Raw genomic sequence first — 15,529 nt, 5'->3', positions numbered from 1 at the left:
CTTTTCATTGCAGAACGGCTTCAATAACCCTTGTCAAAGTCGATCCTGCCGTCCAGCTGCTGACCATCGATGAAGCGGATGTAGTTGCGGATGAAGATCTGGGCCACATCTTCCGGGAAGCTGTAGGCGCTGTTGTGGGGCGTCACGATGAGATTGGGTTGGTGCCAGAGCGGGCTGTCAGCGGGCAGGGGTTCCTGCTCGAACACATCGAGCACCGCCATGGCGGGCTTGCCGGCTTGCAGTGCCGCCAGCAGATCCCCCTCATGGACGGCATTGCCTCTACCGACGTTGAAGAAGATGGCGCCCGGTTTGCAGTGGCCGAAGCGTTCGGCGGTGAAGAGGTGGCGAGTCTCGCGGGTGGCGGGCAGCACGCTGACGATGACATCGGCCTGGGCCAGCATCTTGTTGAGAGCCGGCAACTGGTACACCTGATCGAACCCGGCACGCTCACGGCCACTGTGGCTGATGCCGAGCACCCTCATGCCAAAATGCTTTCCGGTGTGGGCGATATGCTGCCCTATGCTGCCGGTACCGAGCAGCAGCAGCGTCTTTCCCTTCAAGCCCTGATAGGGATGGCTCTGCCAGACGCCCTGCTGCTGCTGCTCGCGATAGAGTGGCAACTGGCGGGTCAGGCTGAGCAGATGGCCGAACACATACTCGCTCATCAAGGGGCCGAAGATGCCGCGGACATTGGTGAGCAGGTAGTCGCGGCGGCAACTGGCGTCCAGCAGCACGTCGACCCCGGCATAAGTGGACTGGAGCCAGCTGAGCTTGCCGGCCTTGGCCAGCAGCGGCTTGGCCCGGGCAGGCTCGGCCATCAGGATATGAGCGTCACCGATAAGCTGTTCGGCCTCGGCCTGATTGTCGGCCCGAAGAATGTGCAGATGGGGAAGATGGGCCGCCTTGAGCAGGCGTTCATAGTGGCTGTTGTCCTGACTCAACAGCAGCAGGGTACGTTGGCTCATACTCTTGTTCCTTATCGTGTTTATGGCAAGGCGAGAGGGATGCTGTCTCCATCTTACCCCAGTTGATCGGGCAAGATAGTCGAGCAGGGCGCTTTTTCATTTTTAGACGGGGCCCTCGTGGGCTACAATCTGCCCCACATTTTGCAAAGGATCCGACTCCAGTGTTTGGTGACAAGTTTTATAAGCGACTGGCCGAGCTGCAGCCCTGGCAGCAAACCGTCTATACCCTGGCGCTGGCAGAGCGCATGTACCCCAACTATGTGCTCTTTACCCAGGCTTCCGGTTTCGGGGATGCGAGGGCATTCCGTCACGCGCTGGATCAGATGTGGAACTACCTGACGGTCAAGGGATCCCGCGTCAATCTTGGTGCCATTCTGGAAGCGTTTGAAGTCTACATTCCCGATCCCCGCAAGTTTGAATCCTACGGCGCCTATCCGGCACTGGACGCCTGCGTGGCGCTGGGCTGTGCCTACAACTCGGTGATCTGCCGGGTGGGGGAAGAGGCCAACGACGCCAGCCATGCGTCTGTCGGCACGGTCGCCGGCTTCATCGAGATGCTGGAAGAGCGGGATCTCAGCGATGAGGAGCTCTATGAGCACGAGTACATGGAAGCGGAGCTGGAGTTCCAGGTCGAACTGCTCAAACGGGTGGCCCATGAACGGGACAGCGACCGCATCCTTGCCATCCGCGCCTTCGCGGCCCAGGACGGCGTCTCCAACATCGGCATCAGCCTGGAGGCGTAACGCCATCGCGTACTGCCCATAAAAAAAGCTCCCGGTCGGGAGTTTTTTTTATCTCTGAGCGTTCATTTTTTTGGTGTGTGAGAAAGCATTTATGCATTTTTTTCAAATGGTTAACTTTTTTTCTCCTGATTCTTAGGGGCCATTCGTTGCTGTTGTAAGCTCGCTTCTATTGGTTGCACTTGACAGAGAATCACCGACGAGAACATCTCCATTACTGAGGTCATCTATGAATGCAACAGAGCTTTGGCAGCTTTCCCCCGAGCAATTCAACGAGTGGCGGCGTGAGAACGATTATCCCCGTATCTGGGCGCTGCTGGTGGCGTCGCTGCCCCATTTCGACGACTGGATGGCGGAGCAGAAGATAGAAAAAAGCGTGATCTTCCAGATCGGCATCGCCCGCTTCATCAGCTCCCGCTGCGTGCTGAGCCTTTGTGTCTACATGAGCGACGACAAGGTCCGCCTGTATGAGAGCGCCTCGAGTGCACTGGAATCCCTGCGCAAGAGCGGCCTCATTCGCTCGGAGACCCGTTTCGAGCCTTACAGCATGTGGCTGGCGGGAAAACATGGCAATGACGAGGTGAAACGGGTGCAAAGCCTGCTTTCGGTCTCGGAGAACAACAAGGGGGAGGCCCAGGTGCTGGGCAAGCATCGTCTGCTCAACATCGGCGGTGTTACCCTCAAAAGCCCCATCATCTCCGGCCGGTTGCTCGATTTTACCTGTCTCGACGAGCTCTCTCTCGATGGGGCCGTCAACAACTCCAAGGTTTATCTGTGGCACTGCTCGGCCAAGGGGGTCAGGGTCAATGGCGGGGTGATCGGGCTCGATCTGTTCGACTCCCTGCTGTGGGACCACAGGGCCTGGGCCAAGAAGCGGGAGCTGGCGCTGGAGGACGGGGTCTTTCAGGACTTCACCATAGAGTGCGAGGAGATCCGCTTCCACTCCTCCCGGGCGGTGCTGAAAAACTTCAGCGTCAGCGCCAAGAACTTCGATGCCACCATGGAGCACACCAACCTGGACAAGGTGGAGGTGGTCTACAACGACAATGGGCGGATCGACCACAACGAGGCGAGCAAACTCTATCGCAATGCCAAGCGTCTCTTCTCCAGCGTGGGTGACACCGTCGACGCCGGCGAGTGCTACTACAAGGAGAAGCTGCACGAGATGAAGTCCCTGGCGAGCCCGCGGGAGCTGTTCCGGGAGCGCTGGTTGCGCAGCGGTCCGATGACGAAGTGCTGGCTCTCCCTGTTGTGCTATCTCAAGTGCGCGGGCAAGTTCATCAGCTTCATCACCTGGGGGTTTGGGGAGCGTCCCATCAGAAGCCTGCTGATGTCGATGGGGGTGATCCTGCTGGCGACCCTGACCTATTTCCTGGCACCGGAGTCTGCAACCCACGGCCATCTGGGGCGCTCCCTCTATTTCAGCATCGTCACCTTCGTGACCCTGGGTTATGGGGACATCTCCCAGACCTCCTCGCCGCTGCAACTGCTGTCGGCCATCGAAGCCTTCTGCGGCATGTTCCTGACCGGTCTCTTCCTCGCGGGTTTTGCCTCGAAAACCAAGCAGTATTGACGGGAGTGCCGGCGGCGGGTGCCATCAGTGCCCGCCTCCGGTGCCCTCCTGCTGTCTTCCCATCCCTCCCGGCTGGCTCGGCGACCCTGCTTGACGCAGCGGCGGTGGAGCGACTTTATTTAAAGTCATCGCATGCCATGGCAAGCGATGGCGCCACCAGCGCCCGGACATGACGCAATCAGAGGAGAAAGCCCGGTATCGATCCGCCAACCACCGATGTAGAGAAGGAATAACGCTATGATATTGAATCACTTATGGGGATTGTATGCCCATCCCCACACCGAATGGCATACCATAGACGAGCGGCACGACAGCTTCAGAAACAGTCTGACTCACATCCTGCTCGTGGCCCTTATCCCTCCCATCTGCGCCTACTATTCCGCCGTTCACATCGGCTGGAGCATCGGGGTCGGCGATCCCATCACCCTGACCGCCAACAGCGCATTCAAGCTGTCGGTCGCCATGTACGTGACCCTTATCATCGGCGTGCTGGCACTCTCCTATCTGGTGCACTGGATGGGGCATACCTTCGGCTCGGATCCCAGCTACACGACCTCGCTGGAGCTGGCGGCCTACACCTCCACGCCACTCTTCATGGTGGGCTTCTCCGCTTTCTTCCCGCATCTCTGGTTCGTGATGCTCATCGGTCTGGTCGGGCTGACCTATTCCGTCTACCTGCTCTATATCGGCGTGCCCATCCTGATGCACATCACCAAGGAGCAGGGATTCATCTACGCCAGCTCAGTGGTGACGGTCGGCCTGGTGTTGCTGGTCTGCGTGCTGGCTGCCACGGCCATCCTGTGGGGATCCGGCTTCGGTCCCGTCTTCACCCAGTAGCCGTGCGTGCCGACGGCAACGACGACAAGGGCGCCTTGATGGCGCCCTTGTCGTTGATCTCTCGCCTGGTCGGCGTGTCTTTGCCAGACCCGGGAGGGAAGTCGTCTGCGTTGATCAGCGGGGATTGCCGCTGCCGATGCCGAACGGGATGCGGTAATCGCTGCTCTGATCGCCGAGGCTGACGGTCAGGTTGCCCTGGGCGCGGCTCGGGATCTGTACCTGTTGGGTACCCATCAGGTTGGCGTGGACGGAGGCCACCAGATCACCGGATTCATCGCGCACCTCCAGCATGGGGTTGGCCTTGCCAGCCATGGCGGCGCTGGCATGCCAGTTCACGAACAGCACACCCGGGGTGGCGTTGAAGTCGGCGGGGACGGAAGCCTGGGCAACACCGGCACTCATCAGGCCTGCAACGGCCAGCATCTTGATCACGTTTTTCATGTTCATTCACTCTCTTGGTTTTTATGTCATTGGCAAGGCCTGACAGGCCTGCATCAATGCATCCTTGCAAGAGGTCATTCAAATGGTGTGTTGTTTTGTCACGGATGTTTGTCACCCATGTGTATGGGGGACTGCCATGAACGACCAGTTGTTTTGCGGCTTGGCGCTCCTGCCTAAGCGATGTGTGAATATTAAGCGCCTCACCCGGTCATTGTTAGCGAGATAAACTGGCCTACACGTTCAAAAAATATGAATGATTTTTTTGTGGGGGGACATAGACGGGTTGGAGGGTGTTCACCCTTCCGGAGAGAGGTGCATGTCCCAGACCTGACACCGGATTGTCACATCCGGTGCGTACTGTGCGGCTTCATTTTCACACTGGTTCAAGGATGACTATGTTTCGCGTCTCTTCCCTTGCCGCCTGCGTGGCGGCCACCCTGCTGAGCGGCTGCAATTCGGGCAACGACTCCTCCTCGCCCGCCGTCGGCGACTATCAATACAGCACCAAGGCGGTCTATGCCGCCCGTCAGGCAATGAACAGCTATGAGGTTGCCCCTGAAGGCTTTAGTCCCGTCTTCACCGAACTGGTGGCACGCCATGGCTCCCGCTCGTTGTCGAGCCCCAAATACGATGTGCTGACCAAGCTGGTGTGGGAGGAGGCCGCAAGACAGGGGGCCTTGACCGAGCTGGGCCAACGGCTCGGCGCCAAGGTGGACGCCGTCACGGCCGCCAACCAGACCCTCGGCTATGGCCTGCTGAGTGCGCTCGGCAAGGAGGAGCACGCCAACCTGGCGACCCGGCTCGCCGAACGGCTGCCCACCCTGCTGACCACTGAATCGACTCCCCTCTGCCTCAAGGTCGAGACATCGGGCAAGGATCGCGCCAACGAAAGCGCCTACTTCTTCATGCAGAGCCTGGCCAAACGGGTCTCTCTGGTGACGGACAGCCCCGACTGTTACGTCAGCCAGGAGAACCCTTCCGAGATCGACAAGGGGCTGCGCAACAAGTTCGAGCTCTACTTCCACAAGACCGAGCCACAGGGGGAGTACACCCGGTATCTGCCCACCTTCCAGGCCTATCAGGCCTTTGTCGGGGACGAAGACAACGGGGTGGCTCCTGCTCCCGAGCTGACCGAGGTCCTCGATGCGCTCAAGGCCCTGCCCAGGACCCGGGTGATGGCCCGCGAGATGCTCGAGCGTCTCTACAGCAAGGCTTTCGTCGACGAGCTGGCCGCCGGGGTGGATTATGTGGCGGTGAACCCGGAAGACGGCGGCAAGACCCATGTGCGTGACGAGGTGGACGCCGCCCTCATGCTCTACAACCTCTTCATCATCGGCCCGGGGATGATCCGGGAGGCGCAGGCACAAGGCGGGTCCTGGGATCTCGAGCAGTTCATCACGCCAGAGGAGTCTGCCTGGTTCTCCTACCTCTCCGATGCCGAGGACTTCTACGAGAAGGGGCCGAGTCTTGCCAGCCAGAGCGCCACCTACGCCGTGGCCCAGCCCCTGCTTGACGGCCTCTTCAACGAGGTACAGACCCAGGTGGTGGAAGAGGCGGGCGAGCATGTCGCCAAGCTGCGCTTCGCCCATGCGGAGACCCTGATCCCGCTGGCGGCCCTGATGAAGCTGGAAGGGAGTCGTCAGAGCGCCCAGCCCGGCGTGCTGATGAGCCAGGAAAACAACGAATGGCGTGGCGGCTGGGTCTCTCCCTATGCGGCCAATATCCAGTGGGATGTCTACCGCAACGAGGCCGGCCGGGTGCTGGTGAAGATGCTTTACAACGAGAAGGAGCTCGCCTTCAAGGCAGGTTGCGCCCCCATTGCGGTGGGCAGCTTCTTCTATGACTTCGGCGAGCTCAAACGCTGTTACGACTACTCGTCCTGACGCGCTCGTGCCATCCCCGGGGCCGGTCATCGCCGGCCCCGATTTTTTTGGTTCAGGCGGAGCCCGCTTGTCGACGACCCGCCTGCCAGGTGGTGCCCATGGAGGCGGCGATGATGGCGGTTATCCCGAGCCATTGGGACGGGGGCAATTGTTCGCCCAGCCATACCAGTCCCATCAAGGCTCCCATGGCCGGTTCACCGCTGGTGAGAATGCCGTAGCTCTTGAGGGGAAGGCGGCGCAGGGCAAACATCTCGAGAGAGTAGGGGATGGCGCTCGAGAGCAGCCCCACCCCGATGATGGTGAGGATCACGGGGACGGTGAATGACGCCTCGATCGCACCCTCCAGCCCGAAGGGCAATACCAGCAGGGTGCCCACCCACATGCCCAGCGCCGGAGCCTGTGCGCCCAGCAAGGCTCCTGCCCGCTTTCCGGTGAGCATATAGAGCCCCCAGAAGAGGCCAGCCCCGAGAGCCAGTGCGGCCCCCAGGGGATCGATGGCCTGCTGTGTTGCCCGCAGGGGCAAGAGCAGCAGCAGCCCGGCGATGGCCAGTATCAGCCAGATGAAGTCTGCCCGGTGGCGTGAGGAGAGCAGGGCCACCGTCAGGGGGCCGATGAACTCGATGGCCAGGGCTACGCCGAGGGGAATGCGTGCGATGGCCAGATAGAAGAGCAGGTTCATTGCCCCAAGCGACAGGCCGTAGGGGATGGCGCCAAGCAGGGTGCGTCGGTCGAGGGGGGCACGCCAGATGCGAAACACCAGGGAGAGGAGGAGGGCGGCGCACCCCAGCCGGAACAGGGTCGTACCTGCGGCACCCAGCAAGGGAAACAGGGATTTGGCCAGGGAGGCGCCGAGGGTGATCGACAGCATGGCGAGCAGGACGGCCAGAAGAGAGGAGAGGGCATTGGGATTGGGTTGCATGGTGTTCATACCGGGCAGGACGATGAGCAATAAAATATATCTGGATACTTGGGTAAAACCGGTCTAATACTGGCCTTGTGCGATAATTTTTATCTAATGAACCCCATGACCGACAAATTTGATCTGCTCATCCTTGCCGAGCTGCAACAGGATGCCCGTCTGCCCACGCCGGAGCTGGCCCACAGGGTCGGTCTTTCCGCCCCAGCCTGCTACCGCCGCGTCCGCGCCTTGCGGGAGTCCGGTCTCATCGAGCGGGAAGTGGCGCTGGTGGCACCGTCCACCATGGGCTGGCCCATCACCATGCTGGTGCTGGTGACCCTGGAACGGGATCATGGCCGCATCGTCGATGAGATGATCGCCAGCCTGCAGCGGGAACCCGAGGTGATGGATCTCTGGTATGTGACGGGGGAGCAGGACTTCGTGCTGCAAGTGGCCGCCAGGGACATGCAAAGTTACGAGCAGTTCACCCGTCGGGTGCTCCATGCCAGGGATCAGGTGCGCAGTTTCAAGACTCTGGTGGTCATGGGACAGCACAAGCGTTGCGGCGCCTTGCTGCCCGGGTAAAGAGGGGGCTGCGCCGAAGCCTTGGCGGCATTGCGGGAGCGCCGTCAGGGAAACGAACAGGGGCAGGTACGGCCTGCCCCTTCTGTGTCAGCCAGGTGCCCCGGGCGCCAGCTCCTCTGCCGTCATGGGGCGCAAGACCCGGCAGGGATTGCCGACCGCCACCACGCCTGCCGGAATGTCTCTGGTGACAACGGACCCCGCCCCGATGACGCTGTTGTCCCCTATGGTGACGCCCGGGCAGATGACGACGCTGCCCCCAATCCAGACGTTGTTGCCGATGCGCACCGGCTTGCCGAACTCCACCCCCTTGATGCGAGGCGCTACCGCCACCGGGTGGGTAGCGGTGTAGATCTGCACTCCGGGGGCCAGCAGCACGTTGTCGCCTATGTGTACCTCGCACACATCCAGGATGGTGCAGTTGAAATTGGCGTAGAAATTCTCGCCGACAAAGATGTTGGTGCCATAGTCGCAGAAGAAGGGGGGCGTGATGAAACAGCGTTCTGCGCGGCCACCCAGCAGGCGGGTGAGGCGCTCATCCCAGCCAGGGGCATCGGTTCGCTCCCGGTTCAGTTCTCCCAGCAGGGCGCGGCACTGCTCCCGCGCAGCCCGCAGTTCGGGGTCCCCTGCATCATAGGGCGCTCCCGCCACCATCTTCTGCCACTCGGGGCCACGCACGGCGGGCCGCTGCACTGTTGTTGCGTCAGTCATCATTGCTCCATCAGCCAGATCAGGGATTCGTAAGGGCGCAGCTTGCAGGATTGCGGGCGGGCCGGGCTATCCGGGTAGTTGCCAAGCAGCAGTCGCCCCTCCCCGCTTTGCAGCTCGGCAGGCAAGGCAAACTCCACCGGCTCGCCGTAGAAGTTGCTCGCCACCAGCAGGGTCTGACCGTGGGCGCGGCGGGCATAGGCCCAGATCTGCGGGTGCCCGGTCAGCAGCTCCTGATAATCCCCCTGAGTGAAGATGGGGTGCGCCTTGCGAAGGGCGATGAGATCCCGATAGTGCCAGAACACCGAGTGCTGGTCGGCGAGCGCCGCCTCGGCATTGATCTCGGGGTAGTTGGCGGCAGGCTTGAGCCAGGGCGTCCCGCTGGTGAAACCGGCGTTGGGGGCGGCACTCCACTGCATCGGGGTGCGCGAGTTGTCCCGGGACTTGGCGCCGAGAATGGCGAGGATCTCGGCCTCGCTCATCCCTTCAGCCTGCTTGATGGCGAAGATGTTGCGGCTCTCCACATCCTGATAGTCGTCGATGTGCTGATAGCCGGGGTTGGTCATGCCGATCTCCTCCCCCTGATAGATGTAGGGGGTGCCTTGCAGGCCGTGCAGCGTGCTGGCCAGCATCTTGGCGGCGACCACCCTGTGCTGACCCTCATCGCCGAAACGGGAGACGATGCGCGGCTGATCGTGGTTGCACCAGAAGAGCGCCGACCACCCCTTGCCGTGCATGCCGCACTGCCAGTGGTTGAAGATGCGCTTGAGTTCGAGGAAATCGAACGGTGCCTTGGTCCACTTGTCGCCGCCCGGGTAATCCACCTTGAGGTGATGGAAGTTGAACACCATGGAGAGCTCGGAGCCATCCAGCGCGCCATAGCGCTGGCAGTGCTCCAGGCTGGTGGAAGACATCTCGCCCACCGTCATGGCCCCCACGGGGGCGAAGACGTCGCGGCTCACATCCTGCAAAAATTCGTGGATGCGCGGCCCGTCGGTGTAGAAGCGGCGGCCATCCCCCACCTCGTCGTCAGGGAATGCCTGATCCTTGGAGATGAGGTTGATGACGTCGAGCCGGAAACCGTCCACCCCCTTCTTGGCCCAGAAGTGGATGATGTTTTTCACCTCGGCACGTACCGCCGGGTTTTCCCAGTTGAGATCCGCCTGCTCGCGGGCAAAGAGGTGCAGGTAGTACTGACCGGTGGCCGGGTCCAGCTCCCAGGCACTGCCGCCAAACTTGGATTGCCAGTTGTTGGGCACGCCGCCGTCCACCGGATCTTTCCAGATGTAATAGTCGCGATAGGGGCTGTTCTTGTCTCCCAGCGCCGACTTGAACCAGGCGTGCTCGGTGGAGGTGTGATTCACCACTATGTCCATCACGATGCGGATGCCGCGCGCATGGGCGGCGCCCAGCAGGGCCTCGAAGTCGGTCATGGTGCCGTAGGCGGGATCTATGTTGAGGTAATCGGCGATGTCGTAGCCGTTGTCCACCTGGGGGGAGACGTAGACCGGGGTCAGCCAGAGGGCATCGACGCCGAGGGTCTTGAGGTAGTCGAGGCGGGCCATGATCCCCTTGAGATCACCGGTGCCACGGGCGCCGGAATCCTGAAAGCTTTTGGGGTAGATCTGGTAAATCACGGCGCTTTGCCACCAGGGTGTCTGTGTCATGGTTGGTTCGCTCATTGGTTGAAACCGGATTAGTTGGAACAGGGCAACGATAAAAGGCGGAGCCAGGGCTCCGCCGAGGTTGTGTGGATCAGGCCGTGGCCAGATCCAGCTTGCCGGCAGCCTGCTGGCGCTTGTAGACCAGCAGGGTCAGCAGGGCGGGGACCACGATGGCCACCAGCATGGCGATGGCGTAGATGCCCCAGTATTGCGGCTGGATGGAGAGGATGCCCGGCAGGCCGCCCACCCCGATGCCGTTGGCCATCACACCGGCGAAGCCGCAGATGAGAGCCGCACAGCTTGAGCCCACCATGGCGCACAGCATGGGGAACTTGTACTTGAGGTTGATGCCGTACATGGCCGGCTCGGTCACCCCGAGATAGGCGGAGATGGCGGCCGGGACCGAGATCTCCCGCTCGTTCTCCTTGCGGCTGATCAGGATGATGCCGACGACCGCAGACGCCTGGGCGATGTTGGAGAGGGCGATCAGCGGCCAGATGGGGGTGCCGCCCATGCTCTGCATCAGTTGCAGGTCCACCGCGTTGGTGGTGTGGTGGATGCCGGTGATGACCAGGGGCGCATAGAGGAAGCCGAACAGGGCGGCGCCGATGGGGGCAAACGAACCCGTCATGGCCGCCTTGGCGGCAAAGCCGACGCCGTCACCAATCCAGCGGCCGAACGGACCGATCAGGGCGTGTGCCACGATCACCGCCAGCAGCAGGGAGATGAAGGGCACAATCACCAGGTAGAGATAGGCCGGGATGATGCGCTTGAGGCTGGTCTCCACCCATGCGAGGAAGACACCCGCCAGCAGGGCCGGAATGACCTGGGCCTGATACCCCACCTTCTGGATGACGAAGAGGCCGAAGTCCCACACTTCCGGGGTCTGCTGGCCGATGCCATAGGCGTTCATCAGTTGCGGCGACACCAGCGTGATACCCAGCACGATGCCGAGGATCTCGGAGCCGCCCATCTTCTTCACCGCAGACCAGCAGACACCCACCGGCAGGAAGTGGAAGATGGCTTCACCCAGCAGCCAGAGGAAGGCGTGCACCTGGGCCCAGAACTGGCTGATCTCGGTGAGGGTGTGGGTGCCGTCGTCGAACATCTTGATATCGCCGATGACGTTGCGAAAACCCAGGATCAGGCCGCCGGTGATGATGGCGGGCAGCAGGGGCACGAAGATCTCCGCCAGGTGGGAGATGCCGCGCTCCAGCGGATTCATGTTGTGGCGGGCGGCCTGTTTGGCGGCCTCCTTGCTGCCGCCGCTCACGCCGATCTCCTGGGTGAGCGCCTTGTACCACTGATCCACCTCGTTGCCGATCACCACCTGGAATTGGCCGCCCTGGGTGAAGCTTCCCTTCACCGAAGGGATGGTCTCGATGGCCTTGGGATCGGCCTTGGCCGGATCGGCCAGCACGAACCTGAGCCGGGTCAGGCAGTGGCTGACAGTGGTGATGTTCTCTTTGCCGCCGATCCGCTCGATCAACTGCGCCAGATGCTGTGTGTTGACTTTTGACATGAGCCTTCCCTCTGTGACTCCATGAATAATGGTCGTGTCTTTACCGGCTGGCCAAGGACCGCCCGTTTATTGGTATCGTTCCCAATCAGCATGAAGCCAGTGGCTGGCATCGGCAATGGGAACGTTCCCAATTCGTGGCGCTGGTCACAAAAAGCGCAAAACGCCGGGAATGGAGGAAAAGATAGACTACAGGGGCTGACAGGGGGCGATGGTAGCTCTGGGGGGCTGCCCCTCTTCAATCTGATCGAGCAGCTGTCTGGCGGCCAGTATACCGGCATCCTTGTAGCCGAAATCCAGGCTGAGGGTGTTGGCAAAGAGGAAAGTCAGCATGGGATTGCTGCCAAGGCCGCTCACCAGGATGTCGGTGCGACCCTGCTCCTGCAGGTATTTGGCGGCGCCGATGGCCAGGGTGTCGCTGGCACAGACCATGGCCTGGGTGGTGGGGGTGAGCAGCTCGGCCGCGAGCCGATAGCCGCTTTGCAGACCGAGATCCCCGAGGGCGCTGCGGGGCGTGCGCCCCTGTTCCCGACAGTAGTCGAGGTAAGCCTGATGCCGACGCAGCCCCGTGGTGAGATCGCTGCGTTCCACCCCGAGATAGGCGACCTCGGTCAGGCCACGCTCCCCGAGGTGGGCGAGCACGGCGCGCACCGCCCCGTCATCGTCGAAGCAGACCGACGAGAAGCCGGGGCGCTCGCGGGCCATCAGCACCAATTTCTCCCTGAGCGGCGCCATGGCGGCATAGTCCAGATCGTTGAAGGCAAACAGGATGATGCCGTCCACCCCGCGCCGCTCCAGCACCGCCAGGTGCTCGCTCACCTTGGCGGGGGAGAACTTGCTCTCCATCAGCACGGCGTCGTAGCCACGCTGGTAGAGGGTCTCCAGCATGCCGCGCACCGCCTGGTTCTCGGAGCTGGAGTCGAGGCGCGACACCACGATGCCGACCACCTGCTGGCTCTGGCTGCGCATGGCCCGCGCCGATTTGCTCGGCACGAAACCGTGCTGGGCGATCACCGATTCGACCCTGGCCCTGGTCTGGGCATTGACCTTGGGATCCTGATTGAGCACCCGGGAGACGGTCGACTTGCCGACCCCGCTGAGGCGAGCGATATCGAGGATGGTCAGTTTCTTTTCCATGGGGGATCCGTGACAGGGGAGGGCGACAATCGGGATGCAGACATTGTTGTGATTAACTCCTGTGAATACAAGCCCATGGCGTTAGAATGCCCTTTCCCAGGCGACTTTCTTCGCCGTTGCACAGGACGCGCATCATGGATCTGTTGGCAAGTCTGCACTTCTCTCTCTCCATCACGGGCCCCATCTGTCTGGTGCTGGTACTCGGCATCTGGCTCAAGCGGCTGGGTCTCTTGCCCGACAGCTTCGTCGAGTCCGCCTCCCGTCTGGTGTTCCAGGTCACCCTGCCAGCGCTCTTGTTTCTCAGCATGGTGCGCACCGATTTTTCCACCATGCCGAGCCCCTGGCTCATCCTCTACGGCCTGCTCGGCACCCTCGCCGGTTTCCTGGTGCTGGAGGTGCTGGCGGCCCGCTTCATCAGCGAGCAGAAATTGCGGGGCATCTTCGTGCAGGGCAGCTTTCGCGGCAACATGGGGATCATGGGGCTGGCCTATGTGCAAAACGCCTACGGCCCGGAGGGGATAGGGGCCGCCGCCCTGCTGGTGGGCTCCATCACTGTGCTCTACAACGTGCTCGCGGTGATCACCCTGACCCGCAGCCTGGGGGGCGGAAAGGGGCTCGCCCCCATACTCAAGGGGATCGTCAAAAACCCCCTCATCATCGCCATTCTGGCGGCCCTGCCCTTCGGTCTGCTCGGCATCGAACTGCCCCAGCTGGTCATCACCACGGGCAACTATTTCGCCAACATGACCCTGCCGCTGGCCCTGCTGTGCACCGGCGCCAGCCTCAACCTCAAGGCCCTGCGCGGCGGCGCCATGCTGACCGGCTGGGCCACGGTCAACCGGTTGTGCTGCATCCCCGTGCTGCTGGTGCTGGGGGCCTGGGCGCTCGGCTTCAGCCCGCAGGCCCTCGGCATCCTGTTTCTCATCAGCTCAACCCCCACCGCCGCCGCCAGCTATGTGATGACCCGCGCCATGGGCGGTGACAGTGCCCTCGCGGCCAACATCATCGCCACCACCACCCTGGGCTCGCTCGTCACCACCAGCCTGGGGGCCGCCCTGATGAACTACCTGAGACTGATGGGGTGATGGGGCGCCGCCATGATGCACGACCCGGGGTTGACGGGATCGGCATTCACCCTTGACCTTGCCGGAGGCGGCAGCTTTAGGCTGATGTCACATCCACAGAGGAGAGAGCCCATGACCATCGAACTCACCGTTACCGGCATGTCCTGCGGCGGTTGCGCTGCCAGCCTGCAAAAGGCCCTGCTGGCCCAGCCAGCAGTCCGCACCGCCACGGTCGACTTTGCCAGCCGCAAGGCAGCCATCGAGAGCGAGCTGAGCAAAGCCGAGTTGATCGCCCTGATCGAGGCGAGAGGCTTTCAGGTAGAGTGGATTATCACTTAATTGGTATAAATCAGACTAATATTCTGTTTACTTCTTTTTATTGGTGAGAATGATCACTTAAATCCCGTTTAAAAAGAATAAAAATGCTGCAATTCCCTCATCCAAAAGGATTGCAGCATGACCCTTCCCATTCGCAAGACCCTGATCGCCGCCGTACTCGGCCTGACCCTCTCCCCCATGGCCATGGCGCTGCCCAGCGTGCACATTCTGGCCACCGGCGGCACCATCGCCGGGGCGGGCCAGTCTGCCACACAGTCCAACTACGAGGCCGGCAAGGTGGCCATCGAGACGCTGATCGCCGCCGTGCCCGAGATGAAAAACGTGGCCGACGTGCAGGGTGAGCAGGTGGTCAAGATCGGCTCCCAGGACATGAACGACGAGGTGTGGCTCACGCTCGCCAAGCGGGTCAACGCGCTGCTGGCCAGGGATGACGTGGACGGCATCGTCATCACCCATGGCACCGACACCATGGAGGAGACCGCCTACTTCCTCAATCTGACCGTCAAGAGCGACAAGCCGGTGGTGCTGGTGGGCGCCATGCGCCCCTCCACCGCCATGAGCGCCGACGGCCCCATGAACCTCTACAACGCCGTGGTGACTGCCTCCGACCCCGCCTCCAAGGGGCGTGGCGTCATGGTGGCGATGAACGACACCGTGCTGGATGCCCGCGACGTCACCAAGACCAACACCACAGGAGTGCAGACCTTCGCCTCCCCCAACTTCGGCCCGCTCGGCTACATCCACAACGGCAAGATCGACTACCAGCGCAGCCCGGCCCGTCTGCATACCAGCAAGACCCCGTTCGACGTGAGCAAGCTCGACAAGCTGCCCCAGGTCGGCATCGTCTACAGCTACGCCAACGCCTCGGACCTGCCGGCCAAGGCCCTGGTGGATGCCAAGTTTGACGGCATCGTCAGCGCCGGGGTGGGCAACGGCAACCTCTACCACACCCTGTTCGACACCCTGGCCAAGGCGAGCAAGGACGGCATTCGCGTGGTGCGTTCCGCCCGCGTGCCGACCGGTTCCACCACCCTGGATGCCGAGATCGATGACGCCAAGTACGGCTTCGTCGCCGCCGAGACCCTCAACCCGCAGAAGGCGCGGGTGCTGCTGATGCTCGCCCTGACCCAGAGCAAGGATCCGGCCCAGATCCAGCGCTGGTTCCAGCAGTTCTGAGAC

General features: G+C 61.9%; 15 protein-coding genes. 8 read left to right on the top strand and 7 right to left on the bottom strand.

The window, feature by feature from the left end:
- Positions 1-20: 20 nt before the first annotated feature.
- The gene (locus AB5Y70_RS00570) at positions 21-965 is read right to left on the bottom strand and encodes a D-2-hydroxyacid dehydrogenase (RefSeq protein WP_043152907.1); all 945 of its coding nucleotides are present in this window, start codon (positions 963-965) and stop codon (positions 21-23) included.
- A gap of 161 nt (positions 966-1,126) precedes the next feature.
- On the opposite strand from AB5Y70_RS00570, the gene AB5Y70_RS00565 reads away from it, so the two are divergent.
- The 3 genes from AB5Y70_RS00565 (at position 1,127) to AB5Y70_RS00555 (ending at position 4,115) form a co-directional block, all read left to right on the top strand.
- Positions 1,127-1,708, top strand: a complete 582-nt coding sequence (locus tag AB5Y70_RS00565) for a YjaG family protein (protein WP_042864483.1) — start codon at positions 1,127-1,129, stop codon at positions 1,706-1,708.
- 226 nt (positions 1,709-1,934) lie between these two features.
- Entirely contained in the window at positions 1,935-3,278 is a 1,344-nt protein-coding gene (locus tag AB5Y70_RS00560) for a potassium channel family protein (RefSeq protein ID WP_043152903.1), read from the top strand.
- A 237-nt stretch (positions 3,279-3,515) separates the two neighbouring features.
- Entirely contained in the window at positions 3,516-4,115 is a 600-nt protein-coding gene (locus AB5Y70_RS00555; RefSeq protein ID WP_029314835.1) for a Yip1 family protein, read from the top strand.
- Positions 4,116-4,229: 114 nt separating this feature from the next.
- On the opposite strand, the gene AB5Y70_RS00550 is transcribed toward AB5Y70_RS00555, so the two are convergent.
- The gene (locus AB5Y70_RS00550) at positions 4,230-4,562 is read right to left on the bottom strand and encodes a hypothetical protein (RefSeq protein ID WP_039039727.1); all 333 of its coding nucleotides are present in this window, start codon (positions 4,560-4,562) and stop codon (positions 4,230-4,232) included.
- Between the two features lie 383 nt (positions 4,563-4,945).
- Here AB5Y70_RS00550 and AB5Y70_RS00545 point away from each other — a divergent pair, with 383 nt between their 5' ends.
- Entirely contained in the window at positions 4,946-6,439 is a 1,494-nt protein-coding gene (locus tag AB5Y70_RS00545; RefSeq protein WP_102948912.1) for a histidine-type phosphatase, read from the top strand.
- A gap of 52 nt (positions 6,440-6,491) precedes the next feature.
- Here AB5Y70_RS00545 and AB5Y70_RS00540 read toward each other — a convergent pair whose 3' ends face one another.
- A complete protein-coding gene (locus tag AB5Y70_RS00540; RefSeq protein WP_102949257.1) occupies positions 6,492-7,367 on the bottom strand; it encodes a DMT family transporter in 876 nt (291 codons plus the stop codon).
- Positions 7,368-7,463: 96 nt separating this feature from the next.
- Between AB5Y70_RS00540 and AB5Y70_RS00535 the strand changes: the two genes are divergently transcribed.
- A complete protein-coding gene (locus tag AB5Y70_RS00535; RefSeq protein ID WP_039039724.1) occupies positions 7,464-7,922 on the top strand; it encodes an Lrp/AsnC family transcriptional regulator in 459 nt (152 codons plus the stop codon).
- A gap of 87 nt (positions 7,923-8,009) precedes the next feature.
- Here AB5Y70_RS00535 and AB5Y70_RS00530 read toward each other — a convergent pair whose 3' ends face one another.
- The 4 genes from AB5Y70_RS00530 to treR all read right to left on the bottom strand — a co-directional run bounded on the left by AB5Y70_RS00530 (position 8,010) and on the right by treR (position 12,947).
- Positions 8,010-8,630 carry a sugar O-acetyltransferase gene (locus tag AB5Y70_RS00530; RefSeq protein WP_039039723.1) on the bottom strand — a complete coding sequence of 207 codons (621 nt, stop codon included), beginning with the start codon at positions 8,628-8,630 and terminating at the stop codon, positions 8,010-8,012.
- The gene (gene treC / locus AB5Y70_RS00525; protein WP_102948911.1) at positions 8,630-10,294 is read right to left on the bottom strand and encodes an alpha,alpha-phosphotrehalase; all 1,665 of its coding nucleotides are present in this window, start codon (positions 10,292-10,294) and stop codon (positions 8,630-8,632) included. Before treC ends, AB5Y70_RS00530 begins: the two co-directional genes overlap by 1 nt.
- Positions 10,295-10,382: 88 nt before the next feature.
- Positions 10,383-11,813, bottom strand: coding sequence for a PTS trehalose transporter subunit IIBC (treB, locus tag AB5Y70_RS00520; RefSeq protein ID WP_039039721.1), 1,431 nt, complete (start codon positions 11,811-11,813; stop codon positions 10,383-10,385).
- 186 nt (positions 11,814-11,999) lie between these two features.
- The gene (treR, locus tag AB5Y70_RS00515) at positions 12,000-12,947 is read right to left on the bottom strand and encodes a trehalose operon repressor TreR (protein ID WP_041211765.1); all 948 of its coding nucleotides are present in this window, start codon (positions 12,945-12,947) and stop codon (positions 12,000-12,002) included.
- Between the two features lie 134 nt (positions 12,948-13,081).
- On the opposite strand from treR, the gene AB5Y70_RS00510 reads away from it, so the two are divergent.
- The 3 genes from AB5Y70_RS00510 to ansB all read left to right on the top strand — a co-directional run bounded on the left by AB5Y70_RS00510 (position 13,082) and on the right by ansB (position 15,526).
- Positions 13,082-14,032, top strand: coding sequence for an AEC family transporter (locus AB5Y70_RS00510; protein WP_043152886.1), 951 nt, complete (start codon positions 13,082-13,084; stop codon positions 14,030-14,032).
- A gap of 111 nt (positions 14,033-14,143) precedes the next feature.
- Positions 14,144-14,350, top strand: coding sequence for a heavy-metal-associated domain-containing protein (locus AB5Y70_RS00505; protein WP_041213975.1), 207 nt, complete (start codon positions 14,144-14,146; stop codon positions 14,348-14,350).
- Positions 14,351-14,467: 117 nt separating this feature from the next.
- On the top strand, positions 14,468-15,526 hold the full coding sequence (gene ansB / locus AB5Y70_RS00500; RefSeq protein WP_010675782.1) for an L-asparaginase 2: 1,059 nt from the start codon (positions 14,468-14,470) through the stop codon (positions 15,524-15,526).
- Positions 15,527-15,529 lie beyond the last annotated feature (3 nt).

The organism is Aeromonas sp. s1(2024), from assembly GCF_040908005.1.
GTDB classification, from domain to species: Bacteria; Pseudomonadota; Gammaproteobacteria; order Enterobacterales; family Aeromonadaceae; genus Aeromonas; species Aeromonas caviae.
Note: the sequence above shows the minus strand (reverse complement) of the source record. Positions and strands in the feature narration are given on the sequence as shown.

What these genes read in the sequence shown, in the direction of transcription:
- AB5Y70_RS00545 (WP_102948912.1), top strand. Translation starts at nt 4,946, where the DNA reads ATGACTATGTTTCGCGTCTCTTCCCTTGCCGCCTGCGTGGCGGCCACC.
- AB5Y70_RS00555 (WP_029314835.1), top strand. Translation starts at nt 3,516, where the DNA reads ATGATATTGAATCACTTATGGGGATTGTATGCCCATCCCCACACCGAA.
- treB (WP_039039721.1), bottom strand. Translation starts at nt 11,813, where the DNA reads ATGTCAAAAGTCAACACACAGCATCTGGCGCAGTTGATCGAGCGGATC.
- AB5Y70_RS00535 (WP_039039724.1), top strand. Translation starts at nt 7,464, where the DNA reads ATGACCGACAAATTTGATCTGCTCATCCTTGCCGAGCTGCAACAGGAT.
- AB5Y70_RS00510 (WP_043152886.1), top strand. Translation starts at nt 13,082, where the DNA reads ATGGATCTGTTGGCAAGTCTGCACTTCTCTCTCTCCATCACGGGCCCC.
- treR (WP_041211765.1), bottom strand. Translation starts at nt 12,947, where the DNA reads ATGGAAAAGAAACTGACCATCCTCGATATCGCTCGCCTCAGCGGGGTC.
- AB5Y70_RS00505 (WP_041213975.1), top strand. Translation starts at nt 14,144, where the DNA reads ATGACCATCGAACTCACCGTTACCGGCATGTCCTGCGGCGGTTGCGCT.
- AB5Y70_RS00530 (WP_039039723.1), bottom strand. Translation starts at nt 8,630, where the DNA reads ATGACTGACGCAACAACAGTGCAGCGGCCCGCCGTGCGTGGCCCCGAG.
- ansB (WP_010675782.1), top strand. Translation starts at nt 14,468, where the DNA reads ATGACCCTTCCCATTCGCAAGACCCTGATCGCCGCCGTACTCGGCCTG.
- AB5Y70_RS00550 (WP_039039727.1), bottom strand. Translation starts at nt 4,562, where the DNA reads ATGAACATGAAAAACGTGATCAAGATGCTGGCCGTTGCAGGCCTGATG.
- AB5Y70_RS00540 (WP_102949257.1), bottom strand. Translation starts at nt 7,367, where the DNA reads ATGAACACCATGCAACCCAATCCCAATGCCCTCTCCTCTCTTCTGGCC.
- AB5Y70_RS00560 (WP_043152903.1), top strand. Translation starts at nt 1,935, where the DNA reads ATGAATGCAACAGAGCTTTGGCAGCTTTCCCCCGAGCAATTCAACGAG.
- AB5Y70_RS00570 (WP_043152907.1), bottom strand. Translation starts at nt 965, where the DNA reads ATGAGCCAACGTACCCTGCTGCTGTTGAGTCAGGACAACAGCCACTAT.
- treC (WP_102948911.1), bottom strand. Translation starts at nt 10,294, where the DNA reads ATGACACAGACACCCTGGTGGCAAAGCGCCGTGATTTACCAGATCTAC.